Source organism: Marinactinospora thermotolerans DSM 45154, assembly GCF_900167435.1.
Lineage (GTDB): Bacteria > Actinomycetota > Actinomycetes > Streptosporangiales > Streptosporangiaceae > Marinactinospora > Marinactinospora thermotolerans.
Genome location: NZ_FUWS01000006.1, coordinates 1 through 25684, shown reverse-complemented (window position 1 = coordinate 25684; position 25684 = coordinate 1). Strand labels below are relative to the sequence as shown.

12 protein-coding genes are annotated in these 25684 nt (G+C 72.0%); 4 read left to right on the top strand and 8 right to left on the bottom strand.

Annotation, left to right across the window (positions count from 1 at the left end):
- Nucleotides 1–6 precede the first annotated feature (6 nt).
- Nucleotides 7–609, bottom strand: coding sequence for a dTDP-4-dehydrorhamnose 3,5-epimerase family protein (locus B5D66_RS11715; protein ID WP_078761746.1), 603 nt, complete (start codon nucleotides 607–609; stop codon nucleotides 7–9).
- A 499-nt stretch (nucleotides 610–1108) separates the two neighbouring features.
- Between B5D66_RS11715 and B5D66_RS11710 the strand changes: the two genes are divergently transcribed.
- Nucleotides 1109–2407 carry an activator-dependent family glycosyltransferase gene (locus B5D66_RS11710; RefSeq protein WP_078761745.1) on the top strand — a complete coding sequence of 433 codons (1299 nt, stop codon included), beginning with the start codon at nucleotides 1109–1111 and terminating at the stop codon, nucleotides 2405–2407.
- Nucleotides 2408–2458: 51 nt separating this feature from the next.
- Complete coding sequence (locus B5D66_RS11705; RefSeq protein WP_159457256.1) at nucleotides 2459–6517, top strand: type I polyketide synthase; 4059 nt, start codon at nucleotides 2459–2461, stop codon at nucleotides 6515–6517.
- A gap of 162 nt (nucleotides 6518–6679) precedes the next feature.
- Here the strand turns inward: B5D66_RS11705 and B5D66_RS11700 are convergent, their stop codons facing one another.
- The 4 genes from B5D66_RS11700 to ccrA (B5D66_RS11685) form a co-directional block, all read right to left on the bottom strand.
- On the bottom strand, nucleotides 6680–7786 hold the full coding sequence (locus B5D66_RS11700; protein WP_078761743.1) for a DegT/DnrJ/EryC1/StrS family aminotransferase: 1107 nt from the start codon (nucleotides 7784–7786) through the stop codon (nucleotides 6680–6682).
- A gap of 52 nt (nucleotides 7787–7838) precedes the next feature.
- A complete protein-coding gene (locus tag B5D66_RS11695; protein ID WP_078761742.1) occupies nucleotides 7839–8813 on the bottom strand; it encodes a beta-ketoacyl-ACP synthase III in 975 nt (324 codons plus the stop codon).
- On the bottom strand, nucleotides 8810–10594 hold the full coding sequence (locus tag B5D66_RS11690) for a fatty acyl-AMP ligase (protein ID WP_078761741.1): 1785 nt from the start codon (nucleotides 10592–10594) through the stop codon (nucleotides 8810–8812). The genes B5D66_RS11695 and B5D66_RS11690 overlap by 4 nt, the downstream gene beginning before the upstream one ends.
- A gap of 164 nt (nucleotides 10595–10758) precedes the next feature.
- Nucleotides 10759–12102, bottom strand: a complete 1344-nt coding sequence (gene ccrA, locus B5D66_RS11685) for a crotonyl-CoA carboxylase/reductase (protein WP_078761740.1) — start codon at nucleotides 12100–12102, stop codon at nucleotides 10759–10761.
- 1498 nt (nucleotides 12103–13600) lie between these two features.
- Between ccrA (B5D66_RS11685) and B5D66_RS11680 the strand changes: the two genes are divergently transcribed.
- Nucleotides 13601–16372, top strand: a complete 2772-nt coding sequence (locus tag B5D66_RS11680) for a helix-turn-helix transcriptional regulator (RefSeq protein WP_078761739.1) — start codon at nucleotides 13601–13603, stop codon at nucleotides 16370–16372.
- Here the strand turns inward: B5D66_RS11680 and B5D66_RS11675 are convergent.
- Nucleotides 16369–17352, bottom strand: a complete 984-nt coding sequence (locus B5D66_RS11675; protein WP_078761738.1) for a TetR/AcrR family transcriptional regulator — start codon at nucleotides 17350–17352, stop codon at nucleotides 16369–16371. The genes B5D66_RS11680 and B5D66_RS11675 overlap by 4 nt on opposite strands.
- A 286-nt stretch (nucleotides 17353–17638) precedes the next feature.
- Between B5D66_RS11675 and B5D66_RS11670 the strand changes: the two genes are divergently transcribed.
- The gene (locus B5D66_RS11670; protein ID WP_078761737.1) at nucleotides 17639–19207 is read left to right on the top strand and encodes an MFS transporter; all 1569 of its coding nucleotides are present in this window, start codon (nucleotides 17639–17641) and stop codon (nucleotides 19205–19207) included.
- 119 nt (nucleotides 19208–19326) lie between these two features.
- On the opposite strand, the gene ccrA (B5D66_RS11665) is transcribed toward B5D66_RS11670, so the two are convergent.
- Complete coding sequence (gene ccrA / locus B5D66_RS11665; RefSeq protein ID WP_078761736.1) at nucleotides 19327–20691, bottom strand: crotonyl-CoA carboxylase/reductase; 1365 nt, start codon at nucleotides 20689–20691, stop codon at nucleotides 19327–19329.
- Between the two features lie 281 nt (nucleotides 20692–20972).
- Nucleotides 20973–25684: type I polyketide synthase (locus tag B5D66_RS11660; protein ID WP_078761735.1), on the bottom strand; the 4712-nt coding region annotated here is incomplete at its 5' end.

Here is a 25684-nt window from a genome sequence, read left to right as displayed (position 1 = left end):
CGGGGGTCAGGCGGACGCGGCCCGGTAGATCCGCCGGCAGTCCGCATAGGAGGGCAGCATCCCCCGCTCCCGCGCCTCGGCCAGAGAGGGGGCGGTGCGGTCCTTCTCCGACAGCAAGGGGTCCCGGCCGGCGTGCCGCGGCCACGGCAGGCCGAGCCGCGGGTCCAGGGGGTTGATCCCGAACTGCGTCCCGGGCCGCCACAGGCTCGTCGCGAGGTAGACGATCGTCGCGCCGTCGGTCAGCGGGGCGAAGCCGTGCGCCAGTCCCTCGGCGACGTACATCGCCTGGTGCCGGTCGGCGTCCAAGGTGACGGCCACGTGCTCACCGAAGGTCGGGGAGCCCACCCGGATGTCCAGCACCACGTCGAGGACGGCGCCCTGGACGCAGATCATGTAGTAGCACTGGCCCGGCAGCACGTAGGAGTGCATCCCCCGGACCGCGCCCAGGTGCGAGACCGACAGGTTGAGCTGGGCCACCGGGAGCGTGCGGCCGGTGTGCGCCTCGAACGATCCGCTGTTGAACTCCTCCAGGAAGCGTCCCCGCTCGTCGGCGAGGACGTCGGGGGTGACCAGGAGGGTCCCTTCGATCGCGAGTTCGGTGTACTTCATCGCTGCTACGGGCTCCAAAGGCCGGGGGCGGGAGGGCGGGTCCTCGGCCGCCACCGGCCGGAGCGGGGACGGGCCCGTATCCGGGCACGGTCGTGCCGTGCACGGGGGTGCGGGCCGGGACATCGCGGGACGACCGTAGTTTTCGGGTTCCGCCCGCCTCAACCCCTACCTCGCCCCTAAGCCGTTCCTCCCCGGACATCCGGCGAACAGGCGCCAGAGCCCGCCCGGCACGTCGGGGCGCCCCCGCGCTGCCGGGGCGGGCGCGGGAGCGGCCGGGGCAGCGTCCCGCCCAGCGGGCCGCAGGGGCGTTTGAGGGGTGTCCTAAGGGTCGGAGCGCGCGGCGGGCGTGATTAGTGTCGCCCTGTGCCGGCCGGGAACGGCGGGTCCCCGCCACGGCGATGGGAACGCCCGGGGCCGGCGTCCCGCGGGGGCGGGCGCGTCCGGGCGGGCGCGAACGGCCGTCCCCGGCCGTCGACCTCCCGGAATTGAGAGGCTCCACATGCGCGTCGTCCTCACCCATATCGCCGCATCAACCCACCTCAACCTCATGGTGCCGATCGGGTGGGCCCTGAAGAACGCCGGACACGAGGTCGTGGTCGCGGCCCAGCCGGACATCATGCACGCGGTCGACCGGACCGGGCTGACAGGGGTCGCGGTCGGCGGACCGGCGCGCCTGGCCGAGCGCCTGGCCGAGCTCGCGCCCGAGGAGACGATTTACGGCTCTGGTTTCCGCCTCGCCGAGTCGCGCCCCGAGGTGCTCACCTACGAGTACGTTCGCGACTGCCTGGCGGCCTGGGCGTCCCCGCTGTCACTGGACGGCACCGTCGAGGACCACATGTACGACGGGCTGGTCGACTTCTGCCGGTCCTGGCGTCCCGACCTCGTCATCTGGGACACGCTGACCTTCCCGGGCGCGGTGGCGGCGCGCGCCTGCGGTGCCGCGCACGTGCGCACCACCATCAGCCGCGACCACTGGGTCCGGATGCGGGAGCTGTACCTGCGCATGCGCGCCGAACGCCCCGAGGCCGCCGATGAGGCCGACCCGGTCGTCGAGTGGATCTCCGCGAAGCTGCGCAGGTTCGGCTGCGACTTCCACGAGGACGTGATCTTCGGGCAGGCGACGATCGACTCCCTGCCGCCGTGGCTGCGCATCCCCGCCGAGCACCGCTACATCGACATGCGCTACGTGGCGCACAACGGGCCTGGCGCCCTGCCGGCCTGGCTCGCCGAAGAGGAGCCGAAGGTCCCGCGCGTCTGCCTCACCAAGGGGTTCTCCACCAGCGAGGTCATGGGGGACCGGACCACCTTCGGGCTCGACGACTTCTTCGAGGCGGTCGCGGACATGCCCATCGAGGTCATCGCGCTGATGGACCCCGCGGCCCTCCCCGAAGGGGCCACCGTCCCCGACAACGTCCGCCTGCCCGGGTTCGTTCCGCTGGACTTCCTGCTCAAGACCTGCGCCGCGATCATCCACCACGGCGGGACCGGGACCGTTGCGACGTCCCTGTCCAACGGAATCCCGCAGATCGTCATCCCACACGACCTCATCGACGAGGACCAGGTGGCCGACCAGATCGCGGCGCGAGGCGCGGGCGTGCACCTGGACCCCGGCACCCTCACCGCCGACCTCCTGCGCACCGAGCTGACCCGGGTCCTGGAGGACCCCTCCTTCCGGGAGAACGCCGCACAGATCGCCAAGGAGATGCGGGAGCTGCCCGGCCCGGAGGACCTCGTCCGTGAGCTTGAGGCGCTCGTCGCCCGGCACCAGGCGTCGTCCGGTGCCACGACGCGCTCCTAAGCGGCCGGTCCCGGACCGGATTTCCCAGTGCCTATCGAGGAAGGCGGACGCGTGGCGGACGAAGAAAAGCTCCTCGCATACCTGCGGCGGGCGACGGAGGACCTCCAGACGGCCAAGGCGCGGCTACGCGCCGTGCAGGCCCGGGAGCACGAACCGATCGCGATCGTCGGGATGGCCTGCCGGCTCCCCGGCGGCGTCGCCTCCCCCGAGGATCTGTGGCGCCTCGTCGCCGACGGAGGCGAGGGGATCGTCCCCGCCCCCGGGGACCGCGGCTGGGAGCTGGAGCCCTCCGACGAGGGGGCGCCTTCGCTGGCGGGCGGTTTCATGGACGGCGCCGACCAGTTCGACGCCGGCTTCTTCGGGATCACCGCGGGTGAGGCGCTGGCCATGGACCCGCAGCAGCGCCTGCTGTTGGAGACGTCCTGGGAGGTCCTGGAACGGGCCGGGCTGCCCCCGCGTTCCCTCAAGGGGACGCGTACGGGGGTCTTCGTCGGGGCCTTCACCAACGACTACGGTGTCAAACCCGCCTCCGTCCCCGAAGGGGTCGAAGGGTTCCTGGGGACGGGGACGTCGGGGTCGGTGATCTCGGGGCGCGTGGCCTACACGCTCGGCCTGGAGGGTCCGGCCCTCACCGTGGACACCGCCTGCTCCTCCTCCCTCACCGCCCTCCACCTGGCCTGCATCTCCCTGCGCCGGGGCGAGAGCACGCTCGCCCTCGCCGGTGGCGTCACCGTGATGGCCACCCCGCAGATCATCACCACCGGGCACCGATTCGGCGGGCTGGCCGCCGACGGGCGGGTCAAGGCCTTCGCCGAGGGAGCCGACGGCACCGTCTTCGCCGAAGGCGTCGGCATGGTCGTCCTGGAACGCCTGTCGGACGCGCGCCGTAACGGCCGTACCGTGCTGGCGGTCCTGCGCGGCTCGGCGGTCAACCAGGACGGGGCGAGCAACGGACTCACCGCGCCGAGCGGTCCCGCGCAGGAGCGGGTGATCCGCCAGGCCCTCGCCGACGCCGGCCTCACCGCCGCCGACGTCGACGTGGTCGAGGCCCACGGGACCGGGACCGAACTGGGCGACCCCATCGAGGCCCGGGCCCTCCAAGCGGTCTACGGTGACCGCCCCGAAGAGTGGCCGCTGTGGCTGGGGTCGCTCAAGTCCAACATCGGGCACACCCAGGCGGCCGCCGGCGTGGCCGGGGTGATCAAGACGGTGATGGCGCTGCGCCAGGAGCGCATGCCCGCCACCCTGCACGTCTCCGCCCTCTCCTCCCAGGTCGACTGGGACGCGGCCCGGGTCAGGGTGCTGACCGAGGCGCGGCCGTGGCCGGCCCACCCCGGCCGCCCGCGCCGGGGCGCCGTCTCCTCGTTCGGGGTCAGCGGCACCAACGCCCACCTGATCATCGAGGAGGCGCCCGCGCCGGAGGAGCCCAATACCTCCCAGGAGCCCGCGCCGTCCGAAGCGGAGCAGCGGACGTCCGTGCTCGGCCCGGGCCCGGCCGTCCCGTTGCCGCTGTCGGCCGGGAACAGCGCCGCGCTGCGCGAGCAGGCGCAGCGGCTGGCCGCCTTCACCCGCGCCCGCCCCGATGCCGACCCCGCCGACATCGCCGCCTCGCTGTACGCCGCCCGGCAGACGCTGGAGGAGCGGGCCGTCGTCATCGGTTCCTCCCTGGAGGAGCTGACCGCGCGGCTGGACGCTTTGGCCACGGGAGAAGAAGGGGCCCGTACGGTGCGGGGCGGCTCTGGCGGGCGGGGCAGGCCCAGCGGCGCGGTCTACGTCTTCCCGGGGCACGGCTCCCACTGGATCGGCATGGGCCGGGACCTCCTCGACACCTCGCCGGTGTTCGCCGCCCGGATGCGCGCGTGCTTCGCCGAGATCGAGCAGATCGTGGACTGGGACCCCGAGGCGGTCCTGCGCGGCCTCCCCGGTGCCACGCCGATGGACCGTATCGACGTCCTGCCCCTGCTGACCTTCTCGGTCATGGTCTCCCTGGCCGAGCTGTGGACCTCGGTGGGCGTGCGCCCGCTGGCCGTCGTGGGGCACTCCCAGGGCGAGGTCGCCGCGGCCTATGTCGCCGGAGTCCTCTCCCTGTCCCAGGCGGTGCGCGTGGCCGAGCGGCGCGTCCGCCTGCTCGTCGATCACCTGGCCGGCCAGGGCGCGCTCGCCGCGGTCGCCCTGGGCGCCGACGAGGTCGAGAAGCGGATCGCCCCCTGGAGCGAGGGAATCGCCGTCAGCGCCAAGAACGGTCCGACGTCGACGGTCGTCTCCGGCGACGCCGACCTGCTGGCCCGCTTCGTCGAGGAGTGCCGGGCCGAGGACATCCGCGCCCGCCTGTTCCCCTCGACGCTGGCCTCCCACTCGCCGCAGGTCGAGCGGATCCGCGAGCCCCTGCTCGCCGAGCTCGCCGACATCACCCCCGGCCCCGCGAAGATCCCCTTCTACTCGACGGTGACCGGGGGCCGGCTGGACGGGACGGAGCTGACCGCCGACTACTGGTACCGCAACGCCCGCCGGCCCGTGGACTTCCACGGGGCCGTCGACGCGCTGCTCGCCGATGGCCACGGTGTCTTCGTGGAGTGCAGCGCACACCCCGTCCTCGTCTCGGGGGTGCAGGAGATCGCCGCCCGCGGGCCCGCGGGCGAGGTGACCGCGGTGGGGTCGCTGCGCCGCGACGACGGGGGAGCCGAGCGCTTCCTGGAGTCGATGGGACAGGCGCACTGCGCCGGCGTCGCAGTGGACTGGAACACCGTCCTCTCCGGCGCCCCGATACTGGCGACGGACCTGCCGACCTACGCCTTCCAGCGGCGGCGTTACTGGCTGGAGGACTCCTTCAGCGCTCCGGAGGTGACGGGGAGCGCCCCCGGAGATGAGGAGTCCGACGGCGCCGTCGCACTCCTGACCCACCTGGCCGGGCTCACCCCCCAAGAACGCTCCGCCGAGGTCCTCACACTGGTCCGCCGGAGCGTGGCGGCGGTGCTCGGGCACGGTACCGCGCAGGCCGTGGACCCGGAACAGGACTTCCTGGAGGCGGGCTTCGACTCGCTCACCACCGTCGAACTGCGCAACCGGCTGACCAAGGCCCTGGGGATCCGGCTGCCCGCGACCATCGCCTTCGACGAGCGCGACCCCGCCGGTCTCGCCCGCCACCTGGAGGAGCTGATCGATGCGGAGAAGCTCCCCGAGAACTCGGGGGCCCACCCCGCCGGTTCCGGATCGCCGACCGCCTCCCCGGCCGCGACCCCGGCCCCGGTGACCCGAGCCGGGGGGCAGCGCGGCGACGGTCTCAGCCTCCTGCTCCGTTCGGCCGCGGCCGCCGACCGGGTCCAGGAGGCGCTGGACATGCTGGAGATGGTCGCCGGCCTCTACCCGTCCTTCCGGGAGCACACACAGGCCGGTGGGCCCCTGCGCCCGCTCACCCTGGCCCGCGGCCCGGCCCGCCCCGCCCTGTACTGCTTCAGCACTCCGATGGCGCTGGGCGGCGCCGCGCAGTTCGCGCGGCTCGCCACGGGTTTTCGCGGGGTCCGCGACCTGCACGTGCTGCCGGTTCCCGGGTTCTCCTCGGTCTCCGCCCTGCCGGAGACCACCGAGGCGATCATCGGTCTGTGGGCCGAGAGCATCCGCGCGGCAGCGGGCGACGAGCCGTTCGCGCTCCTCGGCTACTGCGCCGGGGGCAACTTCGCGCACGCCGTGGCCTCCCGTTTGGAGGGGATGGGGACCCGCCCCCAGGGGCTCGTCCTCCTCGACACCTACCCCGACAGCAGGATCGTCGACGAGGTCGGCGACTCGATGCTGGTGGGGATGTTCGAACGGGAGGACCGTTTCGGCCCCTTCACCGACGCCCGGATGGCGGCCATGGGACGTTACTACCGGCTGGTCCGGGAGGTCGCCGGCGACACCATGCGGGTGGAGGTCGAGGCCCCCACCTTCTGCGTCCTGCCCGACACCCCGTTGCCCTCGGGGCCCGACGGCGAACGCAACCGCTCCGGCCTGTGGCGCGCCACCTGGCCCCAAGAGCACACCCTCGCCGAGGTCCCCGGCGACCATCTCACCATGCTGGAAGAGGGCGCGCCCGCCATGGCGAGCACGATCGAGACCTGGCTGCGCTCCCTGTGATGGGAGGGCTCCGGCCGTCCCGGAGCCCGCGACCGCCCCCCTGCCCCACGGAGCAGGGGGGCGGTTGCCGTCGGGACCCGGCCGGGGCATAGGACGGTGCAGACGCCCGTGGGGGGCGGACGCCAAGGCGTCCGCCCCCCACGGTGTGCTGGCGCCGGCCCCCTAGCCGGCCGACACCACCTTGCGCAGGACCTCGATCACCCGGTCCTGCTGGTCCGTGGTCAAGGTCGGGTACATCGGCAGGGAGAAGACCTCCCGGGAGAGCCGCTCGGTGACCGGGAGGGACCCGGCGGCATACCCCAAGTGCGCGAACCCCGTCATGGTGTGCACGGGCCAGGGATAGTGGATCCCCACGCCGACCCCTTCGGCCCGCACCGCCTCGACGATCCGGTCGCGGTCGGGGTGGCGCACCACGTACAGGTGGTAGGCGTGCTCGTCGTCCGCGCCGCGGTCCGGCAGCACCAGGCCCGTGTCCGCCAGGCCCTCGGCGTAGCGCGCGGCCACCGCGCGGCGGCGGGCGAGGTAGCCGTCGAGCCTGCGCAGCCGGCGGCGCAGGATCTCGGCGTGCAGGTCGTCGAGCCGGCTGTTGTAGGCGGGGGTGCGCAGCGTGTAGTAGCGCTCCTTCATCCCGTAGAACCGCAGGCTCCGGATCTCCTCGGCCAGCCCCGCATCACCGGTGAGGACGGCTCCGCCATCACCGAAACCGCCGAGGACCTTCGTCGGGTAGAAGGAGAAGGTCGCCAGGTCGCCCAGGGTCCCGGCGAGGTGGCCGTCGTGGCGGGCGCCGGTCGCCTGGGCGCAGTCCTCGACGATCCGCAGGCCGTGCTCGTCGGCGATCCGGCGCAGGGCCGTCATGTCGGCGCACCGGCCGTAGAGGTGGACCGGCAGCACCACCCGGGTCCGCTCGGTCACGGCCGCCGCGACCTGCCCGGGATCGATCAGATGGTCCTCGCGCACGTCCACCAGGACCGGGCGGGCGCCCACCGCGTCGATGGCGATCACGGTGGGCACGGCGGTGTGCGCCACGGTGATGACCTCGTCACCGGGGCCCACCCCCAGCGCCCGCAACGCCAGCACCAGCGCATTGGTCCCGTTGTCGACCCCGACACAGTGGCCGGCGCCGTGGTAGTCCGCGAACTCCCGCTCGAACGCCTGGAGGCTGGCACCCAGGACGAGCCGGCCGGAGTCGAGCACCGTGTCCACCGCGTCGTGGATCTCGGCCCGCTCCTCCTCCAGTTCCGGCCGGTAATCCCACACCGGTATCGTCATCGATCGTCCTTTCGGTCTCGCCGGGTGGCGGCGCGCCGCCGGATGGGACGGGTCATGGGCAGCGGACGACCTGGGCCGCGTAGGCCAGGCCGGCGCCGAAACCGAGCAGCAGCACCGGCGACCCGGTCGGCAGCGCCCCCTGTTCGATGAGCTTGGACAGGGCGATCGGGACACTGGCCGCCGAGGTGTTGCCCGAGTCGACCACGTCCCGGGCGACGACGGCCTGGTGCGCCCCCAACCGGTCCACGATCCGATCGATGATGCGCAGGTTGGCCTGGTGGGTGACGATCCCCGCGAGTTCCTCCGGGGGCACGCCGGCCCGTTCGCACGCCTGGCGCGCGACGGAGGCCAGTGTCGTGGTCGTCCATCGGTAGACGGTCTGGCCGTCCTGACGGAACAGGGCGCGCGGCCCCTCCGGCCCGCTGGTCTCCAGCCGGATCGCCTCGCCACGGTCGGGTTCGGAGCCCCAGACCACCGGCCCGATCCCGGGCTCGGGCGTCGTTCCACCGGCGGCGACCACCGCGGCGCCCGCGCCGTCCCCGAAGAGGACGCAGGTCGTGCGGTCCTGCCAGTCGAGGAAGTCCGACATCTTGTCGGCGCCGATGACCAGCGCCGCCCGGCTCGACCCGCACTGCACGGCGTGGTCGGCGGTCGCCAGCGCGTAGCAGAACCCCGAGCAGGCGACGTTGGTGTCGAACACCGCGGCGCCGCGGATGTCCAGGCTCCGGGCCACACGCGAGGCGATGTTGGGCATGCGCTCCATCGCGGTGCAGGTGGCGACGGTGACCAGGTCGACCTCTGCCGCGTCGAGCCCCGAACGGGCGAGCGCCTTCGCCGCCGCGGCCACCGCCATGTCGGCGACGCTCTCATCGGGTTCGGCGACGCGCCGGGTGGAGATGCCCACGCGGGTTCTGATCCACTCGTCGGTGGTGTCGATCTGCTGGGCCAGTTCGTCGTTGGTGACCTCGCGCGAGGGCAGGTAGTGGCCGAGGGCCACGATACGCGCGCCCGTCTGCTGGGGGATCATCGCACCTCCGCGGGGACGCGGGCCGTTCCATCGTCCTCACTGCGCTGCGCACGCACGAGCGCCTCGACCGTGTCGTCCAGCGCCGTGGCGAACACCCGGTAGCGGCTCTCCAGGAACAGCGCGCGGGCGCGGCGCCGTTGCACCTTCCCGCTCGTCGTGCGCGGTACGCCTCCGGCGACCAGGCACACCCCGACCCGGGATAGGCCAAAGGATGAGGACAGAGTGGCACGGAGCCGCTCGGCGAGCTCCTCAATCGTCGTGTCGCGGGCCATGCCCCTCCTGATCTCCTGTACGAGGATGATGTGGGTCCGCGATCCCGCTTCCACCGCGAAGGCCGCGGCCGGCTGGGCGGTGAACGCCGGATGCACGCCCTGAGCCGCATCCTCCAGATCCTGCGGATGGAAGTTGCGGCCGTTGACGATGATCATGTCATCAACGCGTCCGGCGATGAAGAGTCGGCCGTCCTCGTAGAATCCGAGATCCCCGGTACGCAGCCACGCCCCGTTCTCGCCCACGAGGGTGGCCTGGAAGGTCCGCGCGGTCTTCTCCGGGGCGTTCCAGTACCCCGCGGCGACGCTGCCGCCCCGTACCCAGATCTCCCCGACGATCGTGTCGGCCAGTTCCACGTGGGTCTGCGGGTCCACGATCCGCACGTCCAGGTCCACCGGTCGGCCGCAGGCCACCAGCGCCAGCCCCGTACCGGGGGCGGTCTCGCGGGCCTCACCCGCCTCCAGGCCGGCCGGGGCGAACTCCTTGATCACGGGCTCCTCCTCCAGAGAGGGGCCGGCCACGAGCAGGGTCGCCTCGGCCAGGCCGTAGCTGGGCTGGAACGCCTCCTGGCGAAACCCCACCGGGGCGAAGCGCCGCGTGAACGCGCGCAGGGTGCGCGCGCGGACCGGCTCCGCGCCGTTGATCGCCGACCGCAGGGAGGACAGGTCGAGCCGTTCCAGCTCCTCGTCGGTGACCCGGTTGGCGGTGAGCCCGTAGGCGAAGTCGGGTGCCACGGTGCAGGTGGCGCGCAAACGTGTGATGGCCTCCAGCCACCGGAACGGGTGCTTCATGAACCCCAGCGGGCTCAGGTAGGCGCAGTCGGCCCCGGCGTACAGGGGGTTCAGCAGCATCCCGATGAGCCCCATGTCGTGGAAGTGCGGCAGCCAGCCGGCCATCCCGCCCTGATCGGTCAGCCCGGTGATGTGCAGCAGGCTCTGCTCGTTGGCGAGGAGGTTGGCGTGGGTGACCATGACCCCCTTGGGGGCGCTGGTCGAACCGGAGGTGTACTGGAGGAACGCGATGGAGTCCGGGCCCAGCGCGGGCATCCGCCAGGCTCCGGCGCGGCCCGCTCCCAGCCGGTCGGTGGCCACGACGGGGACCGGCCCTCCGGGCGGGGGCGACTGGGCCAGCCGCTCCACGACGTCGTCGTGACAGGTGGAATCCGTCAGGACGATCTCGGCGGAGCAGTCGGCGATCACCCCGGCGACGCGGTCCAGGCTGGCCCGGTTGGTCGGCAGGGGGATCGGGACCGCGACGACGCCGGAGTACAGGCAGCCGAGGAACGCCTCCAGGAATCCCAGCCCCGCCGGGTACAGCAGCAGAGCCCGGGAACCCGCCCCCGGACTCTCCGAGAGCAGGGCGCCGAGTTCCCTGGCGCGCAGGTCGAGTCCGGCATAGGTCAGGGTGTCCTCGACGAGCCCACCGGAGGACTCGCGCAGGAACGTGTAGGAACGCGTCTCGCCGTGTCGTTCGACAACGTCCAGCACGTGTCCGGTGAAACTGCTGGGCATGGGATACCTCGTGGTCGTGGCGGCCGATCGTCCCGGCCGGGGCATGTGGCTGGTTGCGTCTGAAAAGGGGACCGGGGAAAGGGCACGGGGACGGCCCCGGACGAGGGTGACGCGCCGCCGGGGCGCGTCCGGCCTCGGCCGGGGCCGGGCTCTGGGCGGACGGGTCAGCCGCGGGTGGCGAACGAGCGCATCGTGGTGATCCGCTCCTCGCCGAATCGGGCACGCCGCTCGGGGTCGGTGATGCCGAGTCCCGGCTCGGGGGCGAGGCCGAGCACCCCCACCTTGCCGATGTGCCCGTTGCGCTGGACCAGCCGGGCGGCCTCGCCCACCTCTTCCAACCGGTACAGATCGGTGAGGGCGGGCACGATCCGGCCCATGTCGAGGAGACGGTTGGTCTCCCACTGCTCCTGGAGGTTGGCGCCGTGGCTGCCGATGATCCGCTTCAGGTTCATCCACAGGTAGCGGTTGTCGAACTGGTGGTGGTAACCGGTACTGGAGCCGCAGGTGATGACCGTGCCGCCGCGGGCGGCGACGAACACCGAGACGCCGAAGGTGCTCTGGCCGACGTGCTCGAACACCACGCTGGGGTCCTCGCCGACCTCCTTGCGGATGATCTTGCCGAGCCGCTTGCCCGTCGCGAGCACCTGGTCCGGCGAGGCGTCCGGGCGGGTGATCAACCCCGCCTCCTCGCGGTCGATCACCACGTCGCATCCCAGCGCGCGGGCCGCCTCGGCCTTGCGCCCCGAGCCGACCACGCCGACCGAGATCCCGCCTCCGTTGCGGACCATCTGTGTCGCGTAGGCGCCGAGGCCGCCGCTGGCGCCCCAGATGAGGACGACGTCCCCCTGCTTGATCCGCGCGCCGCGGTCGCTGACGAGCATCCGGTAGGCGGTGCCGGCGCACAGCGGGTTGACGGCGGCCTCCTCCCAGCTCAGATGGGCCGGCTTGCGCAGGAGCTGGGAGGAGCGGAGCACGGTGTAGTGGGCCAGGCCGCCGAAGTTGGTCTCAAACCCCCAGGCGCGCTGGGTGGCGCCGAGCATCCCGTCCGCCTGCGTGGCCGGCTCCTCGCCGTCGGCGTAGACCGTGCTCGCCACGACGTGGTCGCCGACCTTCCAGTTGCGCACGCCCGCGCCGGTCCGCACCACGACACCCGCGGCGTCTGAGCCCAGGACGTGGTAGGGCTGGTTGTGCCGTTCCTCCCAGCCACCCCGGCGGGCGTGCCGCTCCAGGAAACGGAAGGTCGGCAGCGGCTCGAAGATCGCCGACCAGACCGTGTTGTAGTTGATCGCGCTCGCCATGACGGCGACCAGCACCTCATCGGGGGCCAGCTCCGGCAGCGGGACCTTGCCGACCCGCAGCGACTTGCGCACGTCCTTGTCGACGACCCCGTCGAACATGTCCACGTCCTCGGCGCGGACGTGCGCGGCGGTGTACTCGGTGGGTGTGTCGGTCTTTTCGAGCTCGGCCGGGTCCGCGCCCCGTACGACTGCTTCGGCCAGTGGATCCATTGCGTTCCCTTCTGTCGCCGCCGGTCCGCCGGGCCACGTCGACCCGGGTCCTGTGCCGCTGGGTGGGTCCGCCGTCCGGCGCATAGGACGGCGAGCCCCGTCTGCGGGCCGTTCCTCTCCGGCCCGGGGCGCGGAGCACGTCGGCGGCGCGCGCGCCATCCGGTACCTGCCGCTCTGGTGTGCGCCGCGTCGAGGGTACGTAGGCCCCTCGGCCGTCCGACACCCCTAGAACCGCGCGCCCTACCCCCCTCGATGCGGTCCGGCCGGGCAAGGGCGGCCGCTCCCCTGCCCAGGGAGTGGTGGGCTCGGTGGGGATTAGGGGTGGGGCGGACCGGGTCCCTCGGCGCGGGCGTGTTCCGTGGCGGCCGCCCGGCCGCTGGGGAGGAAGGACGGTCCTTTCCCGATTTCAGGGGGGAGAGGGGGGCGGGACGCGGTGCCGTGCCCGCCGGGGCGGGGCGGGCGCTGTGGGGCGGGGCCCGGGGGTGGGGCGCGAGGCGATCTGCGTGTTCTGTCGGTTTTTGTGCAGGTTTTTCGCTTTTCGTGCTTTTCTGGAGTGGCGAATATCACTCCCCCGTCCGGGTGTGCCGTGGAAAAGCGGCGACCAGCGAATATGTGGCTTTCCTGAGAAAGGGGGAGGAGGGGCCTTCCGCTTCAGGGGTGTGATGTTTTGCGGTCCGGACGTGTGCCGCGCCTCCGGCCGGAGAATCCGCCCCCTAGGGGCGGGGGCGCTCGCCGCTTCCCTCCAGGACCAGCGGGACTGCGGGCGGCGGACCCCCCTTTATGAGAGGCGGAAAGGCGAAGGGTGCGCGGCCGGGAACGGCGGGTGTGACGAAATGGCCGTGAGGGGTGGCGGCCCCGTGTCGTGAATTACATGTGGCCGCATGAGGACAGATTTTTCTGGGGTGGTCTGAGTAGGGTGGAGTAAAGGTCTGAATCGGTACAAAGCACAGTCTTTGCAGGCGGTGGGAATGGCACGTGCGCCATCCGTCCTGCTGAATTAGGTGATCTCAGGGCTCCGAACGGGAGCCTCGTGACCGGTGCTCCGGACGGGTGGCACGGCCCCCGGGCACCGCGCCCGACGACAGTGAACGCGCCGCCCCGCCCCCGCGGTGCGCCGGACCAGGCGTATGCCGCGCCGACGGGAGGTCGAACCCTGGCCGCATGGAACGAGCACCCGGCCCAGGCCGTGAAGTGTGGTGACGCCGGATTGCGATCTGTTTCACCATCCCGGACCCGCAGCCGTGCCTCGCGTTGAAGGGCGAGGGCGGCGGAATGGGGGCCGGCCCCGGGTGACGATCCCGGAGGGCTGGAACGAGGCCGGGGCGGACGCCCTTTTCGTGATAATCCATCCTGCTCGCGGGCCTTCCATGGTCATTCGTCCATGGTGCCATCACCCCATCCTGGACCAGGTCGGGTGTTCTCCCGGAAATGATCTGACTTTCCGGAAGGCGAGCTGCCGAAAAGAAGTTCACGGGGATTACGTCAGAAGGAAAAGTCGATGCAGCTGGTTGAACGCGAATCCGAGCTGACCATTCTCAGGTCGATGCTCGACGAAATCGGCGACCGGCGGGGGAGGATCGCGGTGATCACCGGGCCGCCGGGGTCCGGGAAGACGCGGACGCTGCACGCCTTCGCCGAGGCCGCGGTTCGGTCGGAGACCGTCCACCTGAGCGCCTCGTGTCTGAGGAATGAACAGAACCTCTCGCTCGGGGTCGTCTATCAGATCGCACAGAGCCTTGCCACGTCGTTCGACGAGCCTCCCTGGGCACTCAGGGAACTGCGCGAGGCGATGTTCAACGCCGGACCGGACGGGGTCAGGGTGGAGGACGTCAACTGGATCGGAATCACCCAAGGTCTGTGGGGGGCCATCACACAGCGTACTGACAACGATACTGTACTCATCACTGTCGATGACGTCCAGTACGCCGACCCCATCTCCCTCGAAGTGCTCACCCACTTCGTCAACCGGGTGCACGGAGCCAGGGTCCTGCTCGTTTTCACGGTCACCGAAGGGCCGTCGGGGCTCCCCTTGCGGATCCAGGCGGGCCTCATGCACCACCCGAACTGTCGCAGGCTCAGGCTCACCTCCTACCGGCCCGGCATGATCGCCCGGCTGCTGGAGGAGGTCCACGGGACCGGAGACGAGGCGACCGCGGAGTGGATCCACGACGTCAGCAACGGCAACGCCCTGCTCGTCCACGCCCTCGTCGAGGATCTGCACTACGCCGCCGATCCGGCCGGTCGCGCCACGGGGGAGGCGTTCAGGGGAGGCGTGCGCACGCTGCTGTACCGCATCGGCCCCGCGGCCCGCCAGGTCATCCACGCGGCGGCCGTCCTCGCCCCCTTCGTCACACCAGACCTGCTGGCCCGGGTGCTGCGCGTCGAGCGCGCCGACGTCGCCGCCACCCTGTCCTGGCTGGAGTCGATCGGGCTGCTGGGGGCGGAGGGCTTCCGCCATCCCGCGGCCAGGGACGCGGTGCTGGAGGCGATCGAGCCGGACGCGCGCCGCGAACTCAACGCCCGGGCCGCCCAGGTCCTGCACGGAATGGGAATGCAGCCCACCGTGGTCGCGGACCGGGTCCTGGAGGGCGGCCCGCTCCAGGAATCCTGGATCCTCGACATCTTGTGCGAGGCGGCCGACCAGGCCCGTGCCGCCGACGAGCACGAGGTCACCGTGCGCTACCTCCGGCACGCGGTGGACCTGTGCACCGGCGAACGGGAACGTGTCGACCTCGTCGTCGCCCTGGCCAAGGCCGAGTGGCGGGTCAACCCCTCCGCCACCCTCGTCCACCTCTCCCGGCTGCTCCAGGCCGCGCGTGACGGTCTGCTGGGACCCGCCGATGTGTACTGGCTTCTCACCTGCATGCTCTGGCACGGCAACGAGGAGGAGGCCGCGTCGCTGTACGCGTTGCTCGAGGCCGACGCGGGCGAGGAGGCGGCCGAATGGCGGGCCACCGCCGAACAGTGGATGTCCGGCACCCATCCGGTCCTGTTCCACCGGCTGCGTGGCGGCTACCGGGCCGCGCCGCTCCAGCGGCGGCGTGGGTCCCCGGCCGCGCTGCTGCCCACCGGTCTGCGCGGGGAGGTGACCGACGCCGGAGCGGCGGCCGCGGAACGCATCCTGCAGTCCGCCCGGATCGACGGCGTCGGCGTCGAAGTGGCCGAGTCCGCCCTCTTCCACCTCGTCTACTCCGACCGCCTTGAGGAGGCCGCCACGCTGTCCCACGCCCTGTGCGAGCGGGCGGCCCGGGGCTCCTCACCGATGTGGACGAGTGTGACCGCCGCCTTCCACGCCTTCGTCGCCGAGCGGCGCGGCGACCCGGCCACGGCGATCCGGTATGCCGAACGCGCCCTCACGGCGCTGCCGATCCGGAGCCTGGGGGTCCTGGCGGCGCTGCCGATCGCCACGCTGGTCGAGGCGTGCACCTGGACGGGGGAGCACGAACGCGCCGCCGAGTACCTGCGCATCCCGCTCCCCGCGGGGGTGTACCGGACCCGCTACGGGCTGCATCACCTCGCCGCGCGCGGCTGCCACCAGATCGCGGTGGGGCAGCCGCACGCCGCACTGAGCGACCTGCTGGAATGCGGGGCACTGATGCGGACCTGGGAACTCGACAACCCGCTGCTCGTGCCCTGGGCGCTGCGCGCGGCCACGGCAGCGGTCGAACTCGGTGACCGTGCGCGGGCCGTCAGGCTCCTGGACCGGCACCGGGCCCTGCCCCACGGCCACACCCCCCGCACCAAGGGGATGGCGCTGATGGTGCTGGCCTCGACCAGGGAGCTTCGGCAGCGCCCTCCACTGCTGCGCGAGGCCGTCGACCTGCTCCAGGAATCCGGTCCCGACAACGAGCTGCGCCAGGCCCTCACCCTGCTCGGCCGGACCCTGGCCGAACTGGGGGAGAACGACAAGGCGCGGCTCATCGGCCAGCAGGCGCGGGGGATCGGCCGGAGAGGGACGGACGGCCCGTCCCCCGAGGTGCCGGCCGTGCCCGCGCAGGCGCCGACGGCGGGAGGCGGCGGGGAGATGGGGCCGGCGCGGGGGGCGCGCGGTCTGCTCAGCCCGGCGGAGCACCGGGTGGCCTCCCTGGCGGCCTTGGGCTACACCAACCGGGAGATCTCCCGTAAGGCCCACATCACCGTCAGCACCGTGGAACAGCACCTCACCCGCATCTACCGCAAGCTCGGCATCGCCGGCCGCAACGATCTGCCCCTCCTCTTCTCCACCGGCACCGCCGACACTCCGGGCCGGGCCCCTCTGGTCGTCGGTTAGACGGAGGGGGCCGTGTCCCGGCCGGGGCGCGGCCCCGCGGCGCCCTCCTCCCCGGCCGCTCCCTCCGGGGAGGGGTCGGCCGGGGAGTGCACGGGCTCCGCGGAGCGCTCCCGTTCCAGGAAGAGCGCGACCCCGTCGAGGGCCCGGGACAGGCAGAACTCGAAGAGGCCGTCCAGGTCCTCGACGACCTCCTCGTGGTTGCGCAGCGCGGCCAGGCGCGGATAGGACACGTCGGCCGTCGTCTTCAGCGCCGCGGGGACCTTCACGGAGCGGAACTCGCTGACGGAGTCCGGCCCGCGCCGCAGGGCCTCGATCTCGCTGACGCGCAGCATCGCCAGCCCGTGGACGAGGCTGTCCACGCTCAGGACCAGACGGTGCGAGGTGACCGGGTCCAGTCCGTGGCCGTCCAGGAGGGAGCGCACCCGTTCCCCGTAGGTCAGCAGGCTGGGGACGAGGGGCTGATGGACACTGGCCATCACCTGGAGGCTCCAGGGGTGCCTGGAGTACAGCGCCCACTCCCAACGCGCGGCGGCCTCCAGGCCGGTACGCCAGTCGGTCGCCTCGGGGAGCCCCTGCTCGCCCTCGCTGAAAACGGCCTCCACCATCAGGTCGATCAGCTCGTCCTTCGAAGCGACGTAGTGGTACAGCGACATCGTGGCCACGCCGAGGTGAGCGGCGACCTTGCGCATCGACAGCCCGTCCAGTCCTTCGGCGTCGGCGATCTCCATGGCGGCCTGCACCGTCACCTGGAGGGAGAGCCCCTCGCTCTTCTGCCCGCCGCCCTGGCGCGTGGCGGGGCGGTCCTCCCCCTCCCCCTCCTCCACCGCCGTGGGCTGCGGCGGGGAGGGGTCTCCCTCGGTCATGCGGGCCCTGGCCCGGGCCCGGTAGGCGTGCGCCTGGCAGGAACGCGAACAGTACAGGGGTTTACGGCCGCGTGCCGGTACATCGAGTTTGCGTCCGCATTGCACGCAGGTCCTCATCCGCCCACCTCTTTTTTCGTCACACGAGGATCGGTTGTGTTGAAATGATACTCGGTCCAGATTGTGCGGTAAAGCTGTGACGAAATAAAGAGATGCGTTTATGCAGCTCAGCGGATCAGGAGGACGTTAGGCCGGGACAAAAGGGGTCTTAGGGCCTGGTGTCATCCCAGGAGGTTACGGCTGCACTCCAAGGTAGGGGCCGGGTTGTGATGAGTTGTTGTCAGCCTTATGGTGTACTTGGACACAGTACGAAAGTAATTCTGATGCACGTAAGGAAAGGTGCGACATGCCTTCAGTGAAGGAGCAGGGAAAGGCCGGGTGGAAGGAATGGACCGGCCTGGTCGTTCTCATGCTCCCGGTCCTCATCATCTCGATCACGGTGACCGCGCTGTTCTTCGCCCTGCCGGCGCTCACGGCGGAGATGGAGCCCACGGCCTCCGAACAGCTCTGGATCGTCGACATCTACACGTTCGTCCTGGCGGGCCTCCTCATCCCGATGGGATCCCTCGGTGACCGCATCGGGATGCGCCGGCTGCTCCTCGTGGGTTCCGCCACGTTCGCCGTGACCTCCGTGGTGGCCGCCTACGCCCCCAACGCCGAGACGCTCATCGCCATGCGGGCCCTCCAGGGCGCCGCGGCGGCGACCCTCATGCCGCCCACCCTCGCCCTGATCCGCAACCTCTTCCGGGACACCCGCCAGCGCCAGATGGCCATGGCGCTGTGGGCCACGATGCTGTCCGTCGGCAGCGTCATCGGCCCCATCACCGGTGGCTGGATGCTGGAGTACTTCTGGTGGGGGTCGGTCTTCCTCGTCAACGTCCCCTTCATGATCATCCTGCTGATCGCCGGCCCCCTGCTGCTGCCTGAGACGCGCCCCAACCGCGAGGGGAGGTTCGACCTGCTCAGCGGCGGACTGATCCTGCTGGCCGTGCTCCCCATCGTCTACGCGGTCAAGCAGATCGCCGCCGGAGTCATCGGGATCCCGGTGTGGGGCGCCATCGTCGTGGGACTGGTCGTGGGCGTCCTCTTCATCCAGCGGCAGCGCAAGATCGAGCACCCCATGCTGGACCTGGCCCTGTTCCGGACGTCGGCGTTCAGCATCTCGCTCATCGCGGCGGGGCTCACCCTGTTCGCCCTCGTCGGTACGACCTACTTCATCACCCAGTACCTGATGCTCGTCCTGGAGATGCGGCCGCTCATCGCCGGGGTCATGACCCTGCCGGCCGCCGTCGGGTCCGTGGCCGGCGCGCTGCTGGGCGCCGCGTTCACCCGCCGCATCCGCCCCGGCTTCGTCGTCGGATCAGGGCTGATCGTCATGTCGGTGGGCTTCCTGCTGCTGACCCAGCTGTCGGTCGAGGCGAACCTGCCGCTGCTGTTCGGCGGTATGGCGCTGGTCGGCTGGGGCATCGGCTCGGTGTCGGCCCTGGCCTCCGACATGGTCGTGGCCAACTCCCCCCGGGAGAAGGCCGGCTCCGCCTCGGCCCTCTTCGAATCCACCGTCGAGTTCGGCGGTGCCCTGGGCGCGGCCGTCCTCGGCAGTGTCGGCGCGGCCATCTACCGCAGCTCGCTGGCGGAGCGCCTGCCGGAGGGACTCCCCACAGAGGTGGTGGCGACCGCTCAGACGCTCGGCGGTGCGCTGGCCGCCGCCGGACAGCTGGCCGCGGACACCGCGGCCGCACTGGTCACCGCGGCACGCGAGGCCTACATCGACGGCACCCAGGCCGCCGCGGCCACCGGCGCCGTGCTCACGGTCCTCATGGGGATCCTCGCAATGGTCTACCTGCGTAAGACCAAGATCGTCGAAGAGGAGCACAGCCACGGCGAACCGGCCCCGCTCGACCGGAACGTCGGCTGACCCCGGCACGCCTTCCGGTCCGGCCCCGGCTGGACCGGACATGGAACGGACCGCCGATCGGAACCCTGATCCCGTTCCGGTCGGCGGTCTCTTCATGCCCGGCGCTGATAGGCCGCGGATCAGTCGGCCACGGCGGTCTGCTCCGGGTCCCCTTCACGGAACCGGTCGATCGCGTCGGCATGCCGGGCGCGCAGCTCGGGGTCGTCCACGCCGAGCCCCGGGCGCGGCGCCAACGCCAGCACCCCGACCTTGCCGCTGTGGGTGTTCTCGTGTACCCGCCGGGCGGCCAGACCGACGTCGGCCAGCCGGTAGACCGCCGACAGGGTGGGGTGCACCGTCCCCTTGGCGATGAGCCGGTTGGCCTCCCACGCCTCCCGGTAGTTGGCGAAGTGGGTGCCGACGATCCGCTTCAGCCCCATCCACAGGTACCGGTTGTCGTACTCGTGCCGGTAACCGGAGGTGGAGGCGCAGGTCACGATCGTCCCCCCGCGGCGGGCGACGTAGACACTGGCCCCCATGGTCTCCCGGCCGGGGTGCTCGAACACCACGTCGGGGTCGTCGCCGCCGGTCAGCTCGCGGATCCGCCGGCCGAAGCGCTTCCACTCCGAAGGGTCGGGGGTCTCGGGGTCCTTCCAGAACCGGTACCCTTCGGCCGCCCGGTCGATGATCAGCTCCGCCCCCTGGGAGCGGACCAGCTCGGCCTTGCGCTCGCTGGAGACCACGCACACCGGGATCGCCCCGGCGCGCAGGGCGAGCTGGGTGGCGTAGGAGCCCAGCCCGCCCGCAGCGCCCCAGATGAGCACCACGTCGCCGAGTTTGATGTGGGCGCCGTTGCGGGAGATGAGCTGCCGGTAGGCGGTGGAGTTCACCAGCCCCGAGACCGCCGCCTCCTCCCAGGTCAGGTGGGCCGGCTTGGGCATGAGCTGGTTCGACTTGACGAGGCTGAGCTGGGCCAGCCCGCCGTAGTTGGTCTCATACCCCCAGATCCGCTGGTCGGGGTCGAGCATGCTGTCGTCGTGCCCGTCAGCCGCGGACAGTTCCACCGACAGGCAGTGCGCCACGACCTTGTCGCCGGCCTTCCACCGCTGCACCCCCGGGCCGGTCCGCAGCACCACACCGGACATGTCCGAACCGAGCACGTGGAACGGCTGATCGTGGGACGCGGCCGAGGGCACCGACCGGGCGTAGCGCTTCAGGAAACCGAAGGTGGAGGCCGGCTCGAAGATCGAGCTCCACACGGTGTTGTAGTTGATGCTGCTCGCCATCACCGCGACGAGCGCCTCGCCCGGGCCGGGCTCGGGGGTGGGGACCTCGCGCACGGTCAGCGCCTTGGCGGGGTCGCGGTCCCTGATCGGGATGCCGTCGAACATCTCGACGTCGTCCTCCAGCACCACCGCGCCCCGGTAGGTCTCGGGGATCGGGAGGTCCCGAACCGCCGCGGCGTCGAATCCGTCCGACGCGAGGGCGTCTGCGATCTCCTTCATGGGTCTCCTCCGCGAGAGATGGGGGCACGGCGGCGGGCACACGGCACCGCCTTCGTCCGGGTGGGACGGGAGGGTGCCGGCGAGGGATGGAAGGGGGAGGCGCGCCGCATGGCCGCGCGTTGCGGCGCCGGGCCCGTATACGCAGGGCAACGATAATTTCGCGGCCGGGGGTCACCAACCCCTAGGTCTCCCCTACCACCCCGGAGAAGCGCCGCCCACTGCCGTGACGCGACCGGCCGGGCCCGCGAGCGGACCCGGCCGGTGAGCGGCGCCGACGCCGGTCAGGACGTCCCGAGCTGGTCGTCCAGCGCCGCGAACAGCTCATCGTCGGACAGCTCGTCGAGATCCCGCTCGGTCTCGTCCGCCTCCGTGGCCTCCCGGGCCTCGGTGGCGTCCAGCAGAGCGCGGAACCGTTCGCCGATCCGGGCGCGCTCGCCCGGGGTCAGCGGCTGTTCCCGCAGCATCCGCTCCATCTCGTCGAGCCGGCCGAGGATGCCGTCCGCGGTCTCCTCCGCGCCCTCCGGGACCAGCCGCTCCAAGACGAAGCGGGCGAGGGCCGCGGAGTTGGGGTGGTCGAAGACCAGCGTCGCCGGGAGCTTCAGCCCGGTGACGGCGTGGAGACGGTTGCGCAGTTCCACCGACGTCATGGAGTCGAAGCCCAGCTCCTTGAAGGCCACGTCCGGTTGAACGGGGGCATCGGAGTCGTGGCCCAGGACGGCGGCGGCCTCCGCGCGCACCAGCCCCACGAGCACCCGCTCCCGTTCGGTGGGAGGCAGGCCCGCCAGCCGCTCGGTCAGCGCCGTGTCGGAGCCGTCCTCCCCCGTCCCGGAGGCGGGCTCCCCGTCACCGGTCTCCTCCAGCGCCCGGGCGAACTCGGGGATCGCGCTCAGCAGCGGGCGGGGCCGGGCCAGCGCGAACGCCGGAGCGAACCGCTCCCAGTCGATGTCGGTGACGACGAGGTGATCCTCCCCGGCGCCCAGCGCCCGGCCGATGCAGCGGGCCGCCACCCGGGGCGCCATCGGGCGCATGCCGATCCGGCCCAACCGTTCCCGGACGGTCCCGTCCATCATGCCGCCGCCGTCCCAACCGCCCCAGGCGATCGAGGAGGCCGCCACCCCACGGGCCCGGCGGCGCTCCGCCAGCCCGTCCAGGAAGGCGTTGGCGGTGGCGTAGGGGGCCTGACCGCTCGACCCCCAGACCGCCGCGCCGGAGGAGAACATCACGAACGCCTCCAACGGGCGACCGTCCGGCCGGGCGGCCGCCGCCTCGTCCACCAGCTCGTCCAGGACGAGCGCGCCGGCGATCTTCGCCCGCCCGAAGGCGGCGAAGTCCGCCAAGGGAGTGGCGGAGACGAGCACGTCCTCGTGCCCAGTTCCGGCCGCGTGCATCACGGCCGTCAGCGGCGGACCGTCGGAGAGCGAGGCCAGCAGGCGCCGCACCTGCTCCCGGTCGGTGACGTCACAGGCGGCGACGGACACCGTGGCGCCCGCCTTCTCCAGTTCCGCCACCAGGTCGGCGGCCCCTTCGGCCGCGGGGCCGCGCCGGCTCACCAGCACCAGGTGCTCGGCGCCTTCCTCGGCCAGCCAGCGCGCCACGTTCGCGCCCACGCCGCCCGTCCCGCCGGTGACCAGCACGGTCCCGTGCGGCCGCCAGGACTGCGGCGACTCCCCGGCGCGGGCCCGCACCATGCGCCGCGCGTGCGCGGTCTCCGCTCGGATCGCGATCTGGTCCTCCACGCCGCCGCCCGCCAGGACACCGTGCAGGACCGCGACGTCCTCGGGTGTGAGGTCGGCGGGAAGGTCGACCAGACCGCCCCAGGTGTCGGGGTGGTCCAGGGCCAGTACCGCGCCGAGCCCCCAGACCGAGGTCTGGAAGGGGTCCACCGTGCCTGGGTCATCGACGCCGTCGACGGTGACCGCTCCACCGGTGGCCACCCACAGGGGGGCCGTCACCCCGGCGTCGGCCAGTGCCTGGACCAGCAGGACGGTGGCCGACGTACCCCGGGAGAGCGTGGGGTGGACGCCGTGCGGGGCCGCGTCCAGCGGGAGCAGGCACAGCACGCCGCCGATCGGGGTGGGATCCGCGTCCGTGACCAGGGCGCGCACCGCATCCGCCAGGGCGGCGCGGTCCTCGTCGTCTATCACGAGGAGGCGGGTCCGCAGGCCCAGGCCGGTCAGCCCGTCCACGACGGCGCCGACCCGGTCGGTGTCCCGCGCGGCGGCGGGCACCGCCAGCAACCACACCGCTTCGCCCGGCGTGGTCGCGGGGACCTCCACGGGCCGCCACACCAGCCGGTACCGCCAGCTCTCGGCCTCGGCGCGCTCGCGTTCGCGGTCGCGCAGCGAGGACAGCGCGGGCAGCACCGTCTCCAGCGCCTCGGCGTCCACGTCCAGCCGTTCCGCCAGCGTCCCGATCTCCTCGGACTCCAGGGCCGTCCAGAAACCGTCGTCCACGCCGGCCGGAGTCTGCTCGTGTCCGCTGTCGCTACCGGTGAGCCAGTAGTGGTGGTGGGTGAAGGCGTAGGTGGGCAGGTCGATGTGGGGGGTGGGGGCGGGGTGGCCGGTGGTGGTGTGCAGGCGGGCCCAGTCGATGGGGGTGCCGTGGGTGTGGGCGGTGGCCAGGCCGCGCAGCAGGGTGGTGGGTTCGTCGTGGCCGGGGCGTAGTAGGCCGGTGAACAGGGCGGTGGTGTCGGGTGGGGCGGTGCGTGGGCCCATGGCGGTCAGGGGGGTGTCGGGGCCGGCTTCGATGAACACGCCGGTCCCGGCGGCGAGGAGGTGGGTGATGGTGTCGCTGAAGCGGACGGTGTGGCGGGCGTGGTGGGCCCAGTAGGTGGGGTCGGCGGCTTGGTCGGGGGTGAGGGGGGTGCCGGTGAGGTTGGAGATGACGGGGGTGTGGCCGGGGCGGGGGGTCAGGCCGGCGGTGATGGTGGTGAATTCGTCGAGGATGGGGTCCAGGAGGGGGGAGTGGAAGGCGTGGGAGACGTTGAGGGGCCGGGTTTTGCGGCCCAGGGCGGTGAAGTGGGCGGTGATGGTGTTGACGGCGGTGGTGGTGCCGGAGATGACGGTGGAGTCGGGGGCGTTGATCGCGGCGATGGCGATGTGGCCGGGGTGGTCGCTGAGTAGGGGGGTGATTTCGTCTTCGGTGGCTTGGATGGCGGTCATGGCGCCGCCGGGGGGCAGGGTTTGCATGAGGCGGCCGCGGGCGGTGACCAGGGTCGCGGCGTCGGTGAGGGTGAGGATGCCGGCGGTGTGGGCGGCGGTGATCTCGCCGATGGAGTGGCCGGTGAGGTAGTCGGGGTGTAGGCCCCAGGTGGTGAGGAGGTGGTAGAGGGCGGTTTCGATGGCGAAGAGGGCGGGTTGGGTGTAGGCGGTGTGGTTGAGCAGGCCGTGGAGGGGGTGGTCGGGGGTGGCCCACATGACGTCGCGTAGGGGGTGGTCTAGGTGGGCGTCCAGGGCGTCGCAGGCCTGGTCCAGGGCGGTGGCGAAGGCGGGGAAGGTGGTGTAGAGGGTGTGGCCCATGCCGGGGTGTTGGGCGCCTTGGCCGGAGTAGAGCAGCGCGGTTTTGGTGGTGCGGGCGCGCGCGGTGATGGTGGCGGGGTCGGGGTGGCCGTGGGCGAGGTTGTTCAGTGAGGTGTGTAGGTCGTGGGTGGTGGGGGCCAGGATGATGGCGCGGTGTTGGTGGGGGGTGCGGGTGGTGGTGGCCAACGCGATGGCGGGCAGGTCATGCTCGGGGTGAGCGGCCAGGTGGTCGGCTAGGCGGGCGGCTTGGGCGGGTAGGGCCTGGGGGGTACGCGCGGTGATCACCACCGGGGTCAACGGCAACGACACAGACGAAACCGGAGCCTTCCCGGTCTGGTCAGAATCGTCGGGCTGGTCGGAGTGCTCGGTCTGGTCGGCGTGGTCGGGGTGGTGGGGGGCTTGTTCGATGATGAGGTGGGCGTTGGTGCCACTGATCCCAAAGGAGGACACTCCGGCCCGGCGGGGCGCGTCCGGCCGCTCAGGCCAGTCCCGGCCCTCATCCAGAAGCCGTACCCGGCCTTGGTCCCAGTCCACGTGGGTGGAGGGGGAGGAGGCGTACAGGGTGGGAGGCAAGAAGCCCTCCCGCATGGCCACCACCATCTTGATCACCCCGGCCACCCCCGAGGCCGCCTGAGCGTGCCCGAAGTTGGTCTTGATCGAACCGAGCCACAGGGGTTCCGCGCCGTCTCGGTCACGCCCGTAGGTGGCCAGTAGCGCCTGCGCCTCGATGGGGTCGCCCAGTGTGGTGCCGGTGCCGTGGGCCTCGACCGCGTCGACGTCCCCGGGTTCCAGGCCGGCCGCGGCCAAAGCCCGACGGATGACCTTCTCCTGCGACGGACCACTGGGAGCGGTCAACCCATTGCTCGCACCATCCTGGTTGATCGCCGAACCACGCACCAGCCCCAGAACACGGTGACCGTTCGCACGCGCGTCAGAAAGCCGCTCCAACAGGATCAACCCCACGCCCTCGGAGAACACCGTGCCATCGGCATCATCAGAGAACGCCTTGACCCGGCCGTCACGGGCCAACCCACGCTGCCGGCTGAACTGCACGTACAGGTCGGGTTCGGGGAGCACCGTCACACCGCCGGCGAGGGCGAGGGTGCTCTCGCCACGGCGCAGCGACTCGGCCGCCAGGTGGATCGCGACGAGAGAGGACGAGCAGGCCGTGTCCACGGTCACCGCCGGACCCTCCAGACCCAGCGCATAAGCCACCCGACCCGACATCACCGAGGCGGAGTTGCCGGTGACGAGGTACCCCTCGGCGTCGGCCGAGTGGGCCTCCGCCCCGTATCCGGTGTGGGTGCCGCCGATGAAGACGCCGGTGGGGGTGCCGCGCAGCCGGTCGGGGTCGATCCCGGAACGCTCCAGGGTCTCCCAGGCCACCTCCAACAGCAACCGCTGCTGCGGATCGATCGCCACCGCCTCACGCGGACTGATCCCGAAGAACGCCGCATCGAACCCACCGGCGTCGT

What these genes read in the sequence shown, in the direction of transcription:
- ccrA (WP_078761736.1), bottom strand. Translation starts at nt 20,691, where the DNA reads ATGAAGGAGATCGCAGACGCCCTCGCGTCGGACGGATTCGACGCCGCG.
- B5D66_RS11670 (WP_078761737.1), top strand. Translation starts at nt 17,639, where the DNA reads ATGCCTTCAGTGAAGGAGCAGGGAAAGGCCGGGTGGAAGGAATGGACC.
- B5D66_RS11700 (WP_078761743.1), bottom strand. Translation starts at nt 7,786, where the DNA reads ATGACGATACCGGTGTGGGATTACCGGCCGGAACTGGAGGAGGAGCGG.
- B5D66_RS11690 (WP_078761741.1), bottom strand. Translation starts at nt 10,594, where the DNA reads ATGCCCAGCAGTTTCACCGGACACGTGCTGGACGTTGTCGAACGACAC.
- B5D66_RS11680 (WP_078761739.1), top strand. Translation starts at nt 13,601, where the DNA reads ATGCAGCTGGTTGAACGCGAATCCGAGCTGACCATTCTCAGGTCGATG.
- B5D66_RS11675 (WP_078761738.1), bottom strand. Translation starts at nt 17,352, where the DNA reads ATGAGGACCTGCGTGCAATGCGGACGCAAACTCGATGTACCGGCACGC.
- B5D66_RS11695 (WP_078761742.1), bottom strand. Translation starts at nt 8,813, where the DNA reads ATGATCCCCCAGCAGACGGGCGCGCGTATCGTGGCCCTCGGCCACTAC.
- B5D66_RS11715 (WP_078761746.1), bottom strand. Translation starts at nt 609, where the DNA reads ATGAAGTACACCGAACTCGCGATCGAAGGGACCCTCCTGGTCACCCCC.
- B5D66_RS11710 (WP_078761745.1), top strand. Translation starts at nt 1,109, where the DNA reads ATGCGCGTCGTCCTCACCCATATCGCCGCATCAACCCACCTCAACCTC.
- ccrA (WP_078761740.1), bottom strand. Translation starts at nt 12,102, where the DNA reads ATGGATCCACTGGCCGAAGCAGTCGTACGGGGCGCGGACCCGGCCGAG.